We start from the raw sequence: 12,788 nt of genomic DNA on the forward strand, positions 1-12,788 counted from the left end.
GGGAAGTCGGATCTCAGGCGGCTTCGGCCCGGCGCCAGGCCGGGAACGGGTCGGGCAAATCGCGATAGCGCTCGGGTTTGAAGGCGATGGTCGGCACCTCGCCGACGAGGCAGGCATCCAGCGCGGCGCGGATCGCCCGCTCGTCCAGCCCCGTGCCGATGAAGACCAGCTCCTGCCGCCGGTCGCCCCAGACCGAATGCCAGTGCCGGTTGAGGATCGCCTTCCATTCGGGGTGGTCAGGCCAACGCGAACGCGGAACCGCAGCCCACCAGAACCCCATCGCCTCGGTCCGGCAGACCGCGCCGGCGAGCGACATCTCGCCGACCCATTCGGGCCGCGTCGCCAACCAGAAATGGCCCTTGGCACGGATCAGCCCCGGCCAGCTCTGCGCCAGGAAGGTATTGAATTTTTCGGGGTGGAAGGGCCGGCGCGCCCGATAGACGAAGGAGGAAATGCCGTATTCCTCGGTCTCAGGCACATGGTCCTTGAAGCCGTAGAGCTCCTTGTGCCAGAGCGGGTGCTCCTGCGCCTTGTCGTGATCGAACAGCCCGGTGTCGAGGACAGCATCGAGCGGCACCCGGCCGAAATCGGCCTCGACCAGCCTTGCATCGGGATTAAGTGCCCGCACCACCAGCCTCGCCTGCGCGAGCAGCTCCGGCCCGGCATCGGCCGCCTTGTTGAGCACGACGACATCGGCGAACTCGATCTGCTCGACCAGGAGATCGACCAGAGTCCGCTCGTCGCCTTCCCCCGCCGTCTCGCCGCGCTCGCGCAGGAAATCGCGCGAGCCGTAGTCTTTCAGCAGGTTCACCGCGTCGACCACGGTCACCATCGTGTCGAGCCGGGCGAGATCGGAAAGCGAGAAGCCGTCCTCGTCGCGAAATTCGAAGGTCGCGGCGATCGGCAAGGGCTCGGCGATGCCGGTCCCCTCGATCAGGAGATAGTCGAAGCGCCCGTCGCGGGCGAGCCGGCCGACCTCGGCGAGGAGATCGTCGCGCAAGGTGCAGCAGATGCAGCCATTGCTCATCTCGACCAGCTTCTCGTCGGTGCGCGAGAGATCGCCGCCGCCAGCACGCACGAGGTCGGCGTCGATGTTCACCTCGCTCATGTCGTTGACGATGACTGCGACCCGGCGGCCCTCGCGGTTATTGAGGACGTGGTTGAGCAGCGTCGTCTTTCCGGCGCCGAGAAAGCCGGAGAGCACGGTGACCGGAAGGCGGGTATCCATCTCGGATCTCATATTTTGTTACGTTGTAACATTTCATATCGAGAGTGATCGGGAGACGCAAGGCGGTCTGCGACGGTCTCCAAACTCAGGCCTCATCCTGAGGAGCCGCGCAGCGGCGTCTCGAAGGATGCTCCTGCTATCGCCGGAGCCTCCTGAAACATCGTTCGAGACGCACTCCTGCGGAGCGCTCATCAGGATGGGGGCTTGGGAAATTATCTCGCCTCGCTAAGCTAACCTCTTCATGCCGATGAAGGAGCCAGCACCATGATCGAGATCGACCTCCTGGTGCGCGCCGAATTTCTCTACCCGGTCAGCCCCGGAATGCCGGTAATCCCGGATGGCGAGGTCGCGATCTCAGGCGGGCGCATCCTCCATGCCGGCCCGCGCCAGCCGGAGGGACATTGGGCACCGGCCCGCACGATCGACGGCACCGGACGCGCCGTGCTGCCCGGCTTCGTCAACTGCCATTCGCACGCCGCTTCGCTGGTCTTCCGCAGCCAGACCGACGACCACGCCGCCAAGGCGGCGCTGCTCGAAGTCGCGTTCCGGATGGAGAAGGACATTACGGATGACGAGTGGGCGTTGTTGGCGGAGGCCGGCTGCGCCGACATGCTCCAGTCCGGCATCACCACCATCAACGACATCTGGTACGCGCCGCACCGGCTCGCCGGGACGGTCGAGGCCTGCGGCCTGCGCGCCCAGATCGCCCACAAGGTCTTCGATGTCCGCCTGCACGAACTCTGGCGCGGCGACTACACGCATCATCCCGATATCGGCGAGGAGCGCCTGCGCGACGGGGTCGCCTTCGCCGAGCGCTGGCACGGCGTCGCCGACGGCCGCATCACCGCGCGCATCGGGACGCATGCCACCGACACCTGCTCGCCCGAACTGCTCAAGACGGCCCGCGCCGAGGCGAACCGGCTCGGCATCGGCATGCATATCCATGCCGCCCAGAGCGCCGGCGAGGCCGAGCAGATCAAGGCGAGCTATGGCTGCGGCCCCGTCGAATTCCTCAGGGATGTCGGCATGCTCGGCCCTGATGTCGTGCTGGCCCATCTCGTCTTCGCCGGGACGGGCGATCTCGACGCCGTCCAGGAGAGCGGCGCAGCCTATGCACATTGCCCGACGATCTATCCGCGCCGCGGCCGCTATCCGCCGCTGGAAGACATCATGGCGCGCGGCATCCCCACCGGCTTCGCCACGGACTGGATGCTGAACGACCCGTTCGAGGGCATGCGCAACGCCCTCAACGCCATGCGCCTGCGCCTCGGCAGCCCGACCGCCCTCACCTGCGCGCAGGCACTGGAGCTGCACACGATCGGCGCCGCCCGCGTCATGGGGCTGGCGGACGAGATCGGCTCGCTGGAAGCCGGCAAGAAGGCCGATCTGATCATGGTCGACATCGACCGCCCGCATCTCCAGCCCTATTACGGCGACTACGCCGCGCTGGTCTATTACGCGAGGGCGAACGACGTGGTGACCAGCATCGTCGACGGGGCGATCGTCGTGGAGGAAGGCCGTCCGACCCGCCTCGACCGCGAACGGACGATGGCGCGCATCAAGGAGAAGGTCCCGGGCTGGCGCGGCAGGCTCGCGGCGCTGGGCAGCCGGGCGGTGTTCGGTCCGGGCTGCCCCTGTTGCGCTTAGGCGAGCTGTCCTGCGCCCTATGCCCTGACCTCGAACACCATGTTGAACGGCGTCTCGGTGGCACGGCGGAAACGCGAGAAACCGGCATCGAGCGCGACCTTGCGCAAGCGCATCTCGCCGGCCTGGGCGCCGAGCCCGAGCCCGACCTCCTGCGACAGCGAAGCCGGGGTGCAGATCATCGTCGACGCCCCGTAGAAGATCCGGCCGACCGGGTTGAGATTGTCCTTGAGCTGATCATGGGCGAAAGGCTCGACGATCATCCAGGTCCCGTCATCGGCGAGCGTCTCCATGACATGGCGGCCGGCACCGACCGGGTCGCCCATGTCGTGCAGGCAGTCGAACATCGCGACGAGATCGTATTTCTTCGCCGGGAAATCCTTGGCCGAGGCCTGTTCGAAGACGATCCGGTCGCCGACGCCGGCCTTGTCGGCCGCCTCGCGCGCCTTCTCGATCGAAGGCCCGTGATAGTCGAAGGCGAAGAAGCGCGATTTCGGATAGGCCTGCGCCATCAGGATGGTCGAGGCGCCGTGGCCGCAGCCGACATCGGCGACGACCGCGCCCTTCTCCAGCTTCGCCTCGACACCGTCGAGCGCCGGGATCCAGCTCGTCTTCAGATTGGCGTTGTAGCCCGGCCGGAAGAAGCGCTCGGTGCCGCGGAACAGGCATTTGCTGTGCTCGTGCCAGCCCAGGCCCTGACCGGTCCGGAAGGCCTGCTCGACTTTCGGCTCGTCGACCCACATGGATTGAACGACCTCGAACGCCCCGGCGAAGAAGGCCGGGCTGCTCTCCTCGGCGAAGGCCATCGCCTGCTCGGGCGACAGGCTGAAGCGATCCGTCTTCTCGTCATACTGAACGTATTCCGCCGCCGCCTGCGCCGAGAGCCATTCACGGACATAGCGTTCCTTGACGCCGGTACGGCTGGCAAGGTCGGCAGCGGTGACCGGCTTGCCGTCGCCCATCGCCTTGTACAGGCCGAGCTGGTCTCCCAGCACGATCAGGGAGCCGGTGACGCAGGCGCCGACGTCCCCGACGAGGCGTCCCACCAGGGCATCGAGCTTTTGCGGATCTGGTTGACGCATGACCATGCTCCTCTGGTTGGGGCGTGGCCGGAACTCTCGCGAACCGGCTCGACGCCATCGCGGAAGCTGCGATGCTATACCCGTGCCTCCCACCCGGAAAGCGCCAAGACGGGCGATGGCGGCGCCGCTGGCCGACGCCGCATCATCAGGCGCGGCGCGGCGGCGGGTCGTCCCGCCGGACCACCCGCAGCACGAGATAGCCCGCCAGACCCGATAACAGCGAGCCAGCGAGGATGCCGTACTTCACCCGCGCCTGCATGGCGGGGTCCTCGAAGGCGAGCAGGCCGATGAACAGGCTCATGGTGAAGCCGATGCCGCAAAGCAGCGCGACGCCGAACATCTGGCCCCAGCTCGCATTGGCCGGCAGATCGGCCCAGCCCTTGCGCTCCATCAGCAAGACGGCGCCCATCACCCCGATCAGCTTGCCGAAGAACAGGCCGGCCGCGACGCCGACGGCCAGCATGTCGCCGAGCACGGCGGGCGAAAGCCCGGTGAACGAGACGCCGGCATTGGCGAAACCGAAGATCGGCACGATCAGGAAGGCGACCGGCAGGTGGAGATGGTGCTCCAGGCGGTGCAGCGGCGAATGCGCCGGATCAGATTCGGGCTTGGCGGGCGTCACCCGGATCGGAATGGTCAGCGCCAGCAGGACGCCGGCAACGGTCGCATGAACGCCCGAGATCAGGGTGAGCACCCATAGGGCGAGGCCGAGGGCGAGATAGGCCGGCAGCTTCCGGTGGCCGAGGCGGTTCAGCCCGCAGAGCGCGCCGAACACGGCGACGCCTCCGAGCAGCGCGTAGATATTGAGCTCCGCCGTATAGAACAGCGCGATGATCACGACCGCGCCGAGATCGTCGATGATCGCGAGCGCAGCGAGGAAGACCTTGAGCGAGCCCGGCACCCGGGAGCCGAGCAGCGAGAGCACGCCGAGCGCGAAGGCGATGTCGGTCGCCGCCGGAATCGCCCAGCCGCGCAGCGCAGCCGGATCCGCCCGGTTGAAGGCGATGAAGATCAGGCCGGGAACGATCATGCCGCCGAGCGCCGCCGCCCCGGGCAGGATTCTGCGGCTCCAGCTCGAAAGCTGCCCGTCGAGCATCTCGCGCTTGATCTCGAGCCCGACGAACAGGAAGAACAGCGCCATCAGCGCGTCGTTGATCCAGTGCAGCAGGCTGAGCGGTCCGACATAGACATTCAGCGCTGCGAAATAGGCCGGAGCCAGCGGCGAATTGGCGATGAGGATGGCCAGCAGCGCAGCCGCCATCAGGACGAGACCGCCGGCCGACTCGCTCTCGACGAATTTGCGCAGCGTGGTGACGGGCTTGCGCGCGTTGGGGGCGTGAAGCGAACCGCTCATCGGCGCAGCCCCTTCTGCGAGGCGATTGCGGAACAGCGGACAAAAGCGCGGCGCGCACGCTGGAGGCGCGCCCGGGTGGCCGGGATCATCGATGCAGGTCTCCTCGCACTGGCGGCCCGACCAGCGCAAAAAAACCTGCCCGCCGCACCAGCGCGGCGGAGCACCCGGGCCCTCTATCGCATCGATGGCGGGGAGCCGCAACCTGGGCACCGCCCCGGCACGCCTCGCCCCGGCCAGGCGCATTCCACCGGCCGGCGGAGGAAAGATCGCCGCGCGCGCATGCCACCTGCCCGCGCTTTCTGCTTCCCCCGGCCGCCGCTCCCGTCTATAGCGAGCGCCTAGCATTCATTCAGGCGCCTGCTGCCCCCCGTTCGCACGATCGGACGAGGGTCGCGCACGCCCGCAAGTACGGTCGAGACCCATGCCGAAGCGCACAGACATCAAGACGATCCTGATCATCGGCGCCGGCCCCATCATCATCGGCCAGGCCTGCGAATTCGACTATTCCGGCACCCAGGCCTGCAAGACGCTAAAGGCCGAGGGCTACCGCATCGTGCTGGTCAACTCGAACCCGGCGACGATCATGACCGATCCGGAGCTGGCCGATTCGACCTATGTCGAGCCGATCACGCCCGAGATCGTCGCCAAGATCATCGAAAAGGAACGCAACGTCCTGCCGGGCGGCTTCGCCCTGCTGCCGACCATGGGCGGCCAGACCGCGCTGAACTGCGCGCTCTCGCTCGAGAAGATGGGCGTGCTCGAGAAATTCGACGTCGAGATGATCGGCGCCACCGCCGATGCCATCGACAAGGCCGAGGATCGCGAGCGCTTCCGCGAGGCGATGACCAAGATCGGCCTCTCGACGCCGCGTTCGCACCACGTCAAATCGCTCGGCGCCGCCCTGGAGGCGCTGGAGGACATCGGCCTTCCCACCATCATCCGCCCCTCCTTCACCATGGGCGGCACCGGCGGCGGCATCGCCTACAACAAGAGCGAGTTCATCGACATCGTCGAGCGCGGCATGGACGCCTCGCCGACCAGCGAAGTGCTGATCGAGGAAAGCGTCCTCGGCTGGAAGGAATACGAGATGGAGGTCGTCCGCGATAAGGCGGACAATTGCATCATCGTCTGCTCGATCGAGAACTTCGACCCGATGGGCGTCCACACCGGCGATTCGATCACGGTCGCCCCGGCGCTGACGCTGACCGACAAGGAATACCAGATCATGCGCGACGCCTCGCTGGCGGTGCTGCGCGAGATCGGCGTCGAGACCGGCGGCTCGAACGTGCAATTCGCGGTCGATCCGGAGACCGGCCGGATGATCGTCATCGAGATGAATCCGCGCGTCTCGCGCTCGTCCGCCCTGGCGTCCAAGGCGACCGGCTTCCCGATCGCCAAAGTCGCGGCGCGCCTCGCCGTCGGCTACACGCTCGACGAGATCGAGAACGACATCACCGGCGGCGCGACGCCCGCCTCCTTCGAGCCGACGATCGACTATGTCGTCACCAAGATCCCGCGCTTCGCCTTCGAGAAGTTCCCGGGCTCCGAGCCGACCCTGACCACCGCGATGAAGTCGGTCGGCGAAGCCATGGCGATTGGCCGCACCTTCCAGGAATCGCTGCAGAAGGCGCTGCGCTCGCTCGAGACCGGCCTCGACGGGCTCGACGAGATCGAGGTCGAGGGCCTCGGCCAGGGCGACGACCGCAACGCCGTCAAGGCGGCACTCTCGACGCCGACGCCCGACCGCATCCTGCATGTCGCCCAGGCCATGCGCCTCGGCTTCACCGACGAGCAGATCCACGAGAGCTGCAAGATCGATCCCTGGTTCCTCGAGCAGATGCGCGGCATCGTCGACACCGAGGAGAAGATCCGCGCCCACGGCCTGCCGCAGACGCCGATCGCGTTGCGCCAAGTCAAGGCGATGGGCTTCTCCGACAAGCGCCTCGCCGCCGTCTCCGGCAAGACCGAGGCCGAGGTCAAGGCGCTGCGCCGCTCGCTCGACGTGCGCCCGGTGTTCAAGCGCATCGACACCTGCGCCGCCGAATTCGCCTCGCCGACCGCCTATATGTACTCGACCTATGCCATGCCCTTCGCCGGCGCCCCGGCCGACGAGGCACAGCCCTCCGACGCCAAGAAGGTCGTTATCCTCGGCGGCGGCCCCAACCGCATCGGCCAGGGCATCGAGTTCGACTATTGCTGCTGCCATGCCTGCTATGCGCTGCGCGACGCCGGCTACGAGACCATCATGGTCAACTGCAATCCCGAGACGGTCTCGACCGATTACGACACCTCGGACCGGCTCTATTTCGAGCCGCTGACCGCCGAGGACGTGCTCGAGATCCTCGAGACCGAGAAGCAGAAGGGCACGCTGCACGGCGTCATCGTCCAGTTCGGCGGCCAGACCCCGCTGAAGCTCGCCCATGCGCTCGAGCAGGCCGGCATCCCGATCCTCGGCACCACGCCGGACGCGATCGACCTCGCCGAGGACCGTGACCGCTTCAAGCGCCTGCTCGACAAGCTCCAGCTCAAGCAGCCGAAGAACGGCATCGCCTATTCGGTCGAGCAGGCCCGCCTGATCGCCGCCGAGCTCGGCCTGCCCTTCGTGGTCCGGCCCTCCTATGTGCTCGGCGGACGCGCCATGGAGATCATCCGCGACGAGACCCAGTTCGAGAACTACCTGCTCGGCACCCTGCCCTCGCTGATCCCCTCCGAGGTCAAGGCCAAGTACCCGAACGACAAGACCGGGCAGATCAACACCGTTCTCGGCAAGAACCCGCTGCTCTTCGACCGTTATCTCTCCGACGCCATCGAGGTCGACGTCGACTGCCTCTCGGACGGCAAGGACGCCTTCATCGCCGGAATCATGGAGCATATCGAGGAGGCCGGCATCCATTCCGGCGACTCCGCCTGCTCGCTGCCGCCGCGCTCGCTCAGCCCTGAGATGATCGCCGAGCTGGAGCGCCAGACCCGCGCCATGGCCCTGGCGCTCGATGTCGGCGGCCTGATGAACGTCCAGTACGCCATCCAGAACGACGTCATCTACGTGCTCGAGGTCAATCCGCGGGCCTCGCGCACCGTGCCCTTCGTCGCCAAGGTCATCGGCAAGCCGATCGCCAAGATCGCGGCGCGGCTGATGGCCGGCGAGAGCCTGACCAGCTTCGGCCTGAAGCAGGAGAAGCTCGGCCATGTCGGCGTGAAGGAAGCGGTCTTCCCCTTCGCCCGCTTCCCCGGCGTCGACGTCTTGCTCGGACCGGAGATGCGCTCGACCGGCGAGGTCATCGGCCTCGACCGCTCCTTCGACGTCGCCTTTGCCAAGAGCCAGCTCGGTGCCGGCTCGAAAGTCCCGGTCAAGGGCACCGTCTTCGTCTCGCTCCGCGACCAGGACAAGCTGCGGATCCTGCCTTCGATCCGGATGCTCGCCGATCTCGGCTTCCAGATCGTCGCGACCGGCGGCACCCAGCGCCTGCTCCAGGACAACGGCATCCGCGCCAGCAAGATCAACAAGGTGCTGGAAGGCCGCCCGCACATCGTCGACGCGATCAAGAACGGCGGTGTCCAGCTCGTCTTCAACACGACCGAGGGGCCGCAGGCCCTCGCGGATTCGCGCCCGCTGCGCCGCGCCGCCCTCTTGCACAAGGTGCCCTATTATACCACCTTGGCCGGAGCGATCGCTGCGGCGGAGGGCATCAAGGCCTATTGCAGCGGCGATCTCGAGGTGAGGTCGCTACAATCCTATTTCGACGGCGCCGCCTGATTCGGGACGGCGCACCGAGATAGTTTTTCTGACGATCGAAAGCGACGGCGTTGGCGCGGACTTGTCCGGCCGGCGCCGCATCGCGTTTCGGAACTGGGACGGGACGATGGACAAGGTTCCTATGACGGCGGGCGGCTTCGCCGCTCTCGAGGTCGAGCTGAAGCACAGGCAGCAGGTCGAGCGCCAACGGATCATCCAGGCGATCTCCGAGGCACGAGCCCTCGGCGATCTCTCGGAGAACGCCGAGTATCATGCCGCCAAGGAGGCCCAGTCGCTCAACGAAGGCCGCATCATGGAGCTGGAATCGCTGATCGGCCGCGCCGACATCATCGATATCTCGAAGCTCGGCGGCGACACGATCAAGTTCGGCGCGACCGTCAAGCTGATCGACGACGATACCGAGGAAGAGAAGCTCTACCAGATCGTCGGCGAGCCGGAATCCGACGTGAAGTCGGGCAAGGTCTCGATCGGCTCGCCGATCGCGCGCGCGCTCATCGGCAAGAAGGTCGGCGACTCCGTCCAGGTCAACACGCCCGGCGGCGGCAAGTCCTATGAGGTCGTCGACGTCGCCTTCCGCTGAAAGGCTCCTTGGCCCGCCCGGCGGCAGCTCCTAGATTGAGGAGGATGCCTGCTGCCGGAGAAGTCGCCATGACCAGCCGCCGCGCTTTTCTCACCGGGTCCGCCGCGCTTGCCGCAGGCGGGCTCGCTTCGTTTCAGGCCCTGGCTCAGGGCCTCCCGGTCGGTGCCATCCGCGTCGATGCAAGCCGCCTCGGCCCGCAGGGCTGGGGCGAGAATGCCGGCCGGATCGCGCTTGCCCTGGAGCGGGAACTGACCCGCCAACTCAGCGGTCAGCGCCAGCGCGGCGGCCCGACACTTTACGTCACCGTGCACGGAATCTGGCTCGCCAGCTTCGCCGGTGGCGGCAGCCCCGGCGATTCCGACAGCAACGACAACATGGACAGCTATATTGAGCTGATCGATCGCGGCCGCGTGCTCGCCAGCTATCCGATCCGCTCGACCCTGCTCTCCAGCTCCGGCGGTGCCTGGTACCGGCCCGATATCGACCAGCGGCGCGTCGCGGCCCTGCTCGAGAACAACGCGCTCTGGATCAGGCGCTATCTCGGTGGCTGAAACCGCGATGCCGACCCGCCGCCTGCTCGCCCTGGGCGCTGCCGCCGCCTTGCTGGCCGGCTGCCAGACCACGTCGCGGCACGGTCCGGGCATCGCGATCGGCGCGATTCGCGTCGACACTGGCCCGCTCGCAACCAAGGGCCAGAGCGCCACCGCCGCGATGATCAAGCCGATGCTGGAGCGCGAGCTCGCCGGCCTGCGAAGCGCCCATGGCGCGACCCTGCTGGTCACCGTCACCGGGCTCTACCTGACGAGCTATGCCGGCGGACAGGCCGTCACCCTCGGCAATGACAGCCTCGAAAGCGAAGCCCGGCTGATCGGAACCGACGGGCGCGAGCTCGCCCGCTACCCGGTCCTCGCCATCATGGCGCCGAGCTCCGGGGGCGCCTGGTACCGGCCGGACGCCGACCAGCGCCGGATCGCCGCCCTGGTCGCCAGCAACGCAGAATGGATCAGGCGCTACCTCGGTGGGTGAGACGATGCTGCCGACCCGCCGCCTGCTCGTCCTGGGCGCAGCCGCGGCCTTGCTGACCGGCTGCCAGACCACGCCGCCGCTCGACCCCGGCACCGCGATCGGCACCATTCACGTCGACGTCTCGCGCCTGGTCGAGCTCGGCGTCGGCCCGCGCGCCGAGGTTGTCAGGACCCGGCTCGAACAAGAGCTGGCACGCGCTTTCGCCGGGATGCGTCAGCCTGGCGGCGCGACGCTCACGGTCGCCGTGCGCGGATTGACCATGCCGACCTATGTCGGCGGCGACATCGATGACGGCGCGACCTCGGACTATCTGGAAAGTCTGGTCACGGTCACCGGCCGCAAAGGCGAGGTGCTGGCGACCTATCCGGTCCTGTCGATGAACGGGGCCGGCGATTCCGGTTTCTGGTTCTCACCCGGTATCGACGAGCGCCGCGTCGAGCGCCTCATCGTCAACCACGCCGCCTGGATCAGGAAGCTGACGCTCGGCTGAGACCTCAGTCCAGAGGCGCGATCGGCTCGTCCTTGACCCGGTCGAGCGCCAGCGCGGTGCGGACATTGCGGACATTGGGCAGCGCCGTCAGGTCGCTGACGAAGTCCTGGAAAGCTTTCAGGTCCGTCGCGACGCATTTCAGCACGAAATCAATGTCACCCGAGAGCGTCCAGCATTCGCGCACCGCCGGCCAGTCGCGGATCCGGCTCTGAAAGGCGGCGAGATCGGCCTCGGCCTGGCTGGCGAGGTGGACGAAGGCGAAGCAGACGACCTCGATGCCGAGTTTGCGCTCGTCGAGCTGCGCCCGATAGCCGGTGATCACCCCGGCCTCTTCCAGCGCCCTGACCCGCCTGAGGCAGGGCGGCGGCGAAATGCCGACGCGGCTGGCGAGTTCGACATTCGTCATCCGCCCATCACGCTGCAATTCGGCCAGGATGCGAAGATCGATCTCGTCGAGCTTGGAACGCACAGATCCTCCGGGGAAAAAGGTCGCGCTGGTGTAGACGCAGTGTCCACGCGATACAAGGCGATGGCCATCATCGGGATGGCCACATTCGAACCTCGTCCCGGGGAGCGGCCAGAAGCTGCCCGGGACAGCGGCGGGCGTCGGGGACATCATTCTTGGGCGAGTATCGGCCTTCCGAACCAAATCCCACTCTCTGGGTGCTCACCGACGGCAAGGCCGGCGACGAGGTCCAGTGTCTCGGCGTCGCCGAGCGCCTCGGCCTCGTCCCCGAAATCCGCCGCGTCCGCCCGGGCCGGCCCTGGGCCTGGCTGATGCCGCGCGGGCCGATCGATCCGCGGGAGGCGCCGGACCGGCCGGACAGCCCGCTGCGCCCACCGTTCCCCGATATCGCCATCGCCTCGGGCCGGCGCGCCGTCGCCTATCTGCGCGCGCTGAAGAAGGCCTCGAACGGGCGCAGCTTCACCGTCTTCCTCAAGGACCCCCGTACCGGCACCGGCGCCGCCGACCTGATCTGGGTGCCGCAGCACGATCGTCTGCGCGGGGACAATGTCCTGGTGACGATCACCTCGCCGCACCGCCTCGCCCCGGCCGCACTCGCCGCCGCCCGCGCAGCGCCGCCGCCGGCGCTCGCCGCCCTGCCCTCGCCGCGCGCCGCCGTCCTGGTCGGCGGCGACAGCCGCCATCACCGCTTCCGGCCGCAGGATGTCCAGGCCTTCGCCGCCCGGCTCGAGGCCCTCGCCGCCTCCGGCGTTGCCCTGATGGGTTCGCGCTCTCGCCGCACGCCGCCGGCGCTCGAGGCGGCGGTCGCTGCCGTGTTCAAACGCCATGGCGGCTGGTGGTGGGACGGCACGGGCGCCAACCCCTATGTCCCGCTGCTGGCGCTGGCGGATGCGATCGTCGTCACCGCCGACTCGACCAACATGATCGGCGAGGCCGCCGCCACCGGTGTCCCCATTCTGGTCTTCGAGCCGCATGGCGGCCATGCCCGGCTGGCGAAGTTCCTCGAGGCGCTGAAGGCCTATGGCGCTGTGCATCACTTCGAGGGCCGGCTTGAAGGCGGGCGCTACCAGCCGCTAGACTCGACGGAAGCGATCGCGCGGGCCGTCGACGAGGCCTGGCGCCGCCACAGGGCGGTGACAGGCTTGGACTGACGCGCCCCGATGC

Annotated in this window: 11 protein-coding genes; 7 read left to right on the plus strand and 4 right to left on the minus strand. The window is 67.7% G+C overall.

What is annotated here, in order from left to right:
- Positions 1 to 13: 13 nt before the first annotated feature.
- On the minus strand, positions 14 to 1,228 hold the full coding sequence (gene zigA / locus ACWGRX_RS17080; RefSeq protein ID WP_452118518.1) for a zinc metallochaperone GTPase ZigA: 1,215 nt from the start codon (positions 1,226 to 1,228) through the stop codon (positions 14 to 16).
- 264 nt (positions 1,229 to 1,492) lie between these two features.
- Here zigA and ACWGRX_RS17085 point away from each other — a divergent pair, with 264 nt between their 5' ends.
- Positions 1,493 to 2,875 (plus strand): amidohydrolase family protein, encoded by a 1,383-nt coding sequence (locus ACWGRX_RS17085; protein WP_452118519.1) that lies wholly within the window; start codon positions 1,493 to 1,495, stop codon positions 2,873 to 2,875.
- 17 nt (positions 2,876 to 2,892) lie between these two features.
- Here the strand turns inward: ACWGRX_RS17085 and ACWGRX_RS17090 are convergent, their stop codons facing one another.
- A complete protein-coding gene (locus ACWGRX_RS17090; RefSeq protein ID WP_291636248.1) occupies positions 2,893 to 3,954 on the minus strand; it encodes a class I SAM-dependent methyltransferase in 1,062 nt (353 codons plus the stop codon).
- A 145-nt stretch (positions 3,955 to 4,099) separates the two neighbouring features.
- Entirely contained in the window at positions 4,100 to 5,308 is a 1,209-nt protein-coding gene (gene nhaA / locus ACWGRX_RS17095) for a Na+/H+ antiporter NhaA (protein WP_452118520.1), read from the minus strand.
- A gap of 421 nt (positions 5,309 to 5,729) precedes the next feature.
- Between nhaA and carB the strand changes: the two genes are divergently transcribed.
- The 5 genes from carB (at position 5,730) to ACWGRX_RS17120 (ending at position 11,158) form a co-directional block, all read left to right on the plus strand.
- Complete coding sequence (gene carB / locus ACWGRX_RS17100) at positions 5,730 to 9,062, plus strand: carbamoyl-phosphate synthase large subunit (protein WP_452118521.1); 3,333 nt, start codon at positions 5,730 to 5,732, stop codon at positions 9,060 to 9,062.
- A 106-nt stretch (positions 9,063 to 9,168) separates the two neighbouring features.
- The gene (gene greA / locus ACWGRX_RS17105) at positions 9,169 to 9,642 is read left to right on the plus strand and encodes a transcription elongation factor GreA (RefSeq protein WP_291636242.1); all 474 of its coding nucleotides are present in this window, start codon (positions 9,169 to 9,171) and stop codon (positions 9,640 to 9,642) included.
- A gap of 68 nt (positions 9,643 to 9,710) precedes the next feature.
- Positions 9,711 to 10,193: a hypothetical protein gene (locus ACWGRX_RS17110; RefSeq protein WP_452118522.1), complete on the plus strand. Its 483-nt coding sequence runs from the start codon at positions 9,711 to 9,713 to the stop codon at positions 10,191 to 10,193.
- 7 nt (positions 10,194 to 10,200) lie between these two features.
- A complete protein-coding gene (locus tag ACWGRX_RS17115) occupies positions 10,201 to 10,668 on the plus strand; it encodes a hypothetical protein (RefSeq protein WP_452118523.1) in 468 nt (155 codons plus the stop codon).
- The gene (locus tag ACWGRX_RS17120; protein ID WP_452118524.1) at positions 10,661 to 11,158 is read left to right on the plus strand and encodes a hypothetical protein; all 498 of its coding nucleotides are present in this window, start codon (positions 10,661 to 10,663) and stop codon (positions 11,156 to 11,158) included. The genes ACWGRX_RS17115 and ACWGRX_RS17120 overlap by 8 nt, the downstream gene beginning before the upstream one ends.
- A 4-nt stretch (positions 11,159 to 11,162) precedes the next feature.
- Here the strand turns inward: ACWGRX_RS17120 and ACWGRX_RS17125 are convergent, their stop codons facing one another.
- On the minus strand, positions 11,163 to 11,627 hold the full coding sequence (locus tag ACWGRX_RS17125) for an Lrp/AsnC family transcriptional regulator (protein ID WP_291636234.1): 465 nt from the start codon (positions 11,625 to 11,627) through the stop codon (positions 11,163 to 11,165).
- A gap of 152 nt (positions 11,628 to 11,779) precedes the next feature.
- Here ACWGRX_RS17125 and ACWGRX_RS17130 point away from each other — a divergent pair, with 152 nt between their 5' ends.
- Entirely contained in the window at positions 11,780 to 12,775 is a 996-nt protein-coding gene (locus ACWGRX_RS17130; RefSeq protein ID WP_452118525.1) for a mitochondrial fission ELM1 family protein, read from the plus strand.
- Positions 12,776 to 12,788 lie beyond the last annotated feature (13 nt).

Source organism: Allobosea sp. NPDC055594 (assembly GCF_053618995.1).

What these genes read in the sequence shown, in the direction of transcription:
- greA (WP_291636242.1), top strand. Translation starts at nt 9,169, where the DNA reads ATGGACAAGGTTCCTATGACGGCGGGCGGCTTCGCCGCTCTCGAGGTC.
- ACWGRX_RS17090 (WP_291636248.1), bottom strand. Translation starts at nt 3,954, where the DNA reads ATGCGTCAACCAGATCCGCAAAAGCTCGATGCCCTGGTGGGACGCCTC.
- zigA (WP_452118518.1), bottom strand. Translation starts at nt 1,228, where the DNA reads ATGGATACCCGCCTTCCGGTCACCGTGCTCTCCGGCTTTCTCGGCGCC.
- nhaA (WP_452118520.1), bottom strand. Translation starts at nt 5,308, where the DNA reads ATGAGCGGTTCGCTTCACGCCCCCAACGCGCGCAAGCCCGTCACCACG.
- ACWGRX_RS17110 (WP_452118522.1), top strand. Translation starts at nt 9,711, where the DNA reads ATGACCAGCCGCCGCGCTTTTCTCACCGGGTCCGCCGCGCTTGCCGCA.
- ACWGRX_RS17115 (WP_452118523.1), top strand. Translation starts at nt 10,201, where the DNA reads ATGCCGACCCGCCGCCTGCTCGCCCTGGGCGCTGCCGCCGCCTTGCTG.
- carB (WP_452118521.1), top strand. Translation starts at nt 5,730, where the DNA reads ATGCCGAAGCGCACAGACATCAAGACGATCCTGATCATCGGCGCCGGC.
- ACWGRX_RS17085 (WP_452118519.1), top strand. Translation starts at nt 1,493, where the DNA reads ATGATCGAGATCGACCTCCTGGTGCGCGCCGAATTTCTCTACCCGGTC.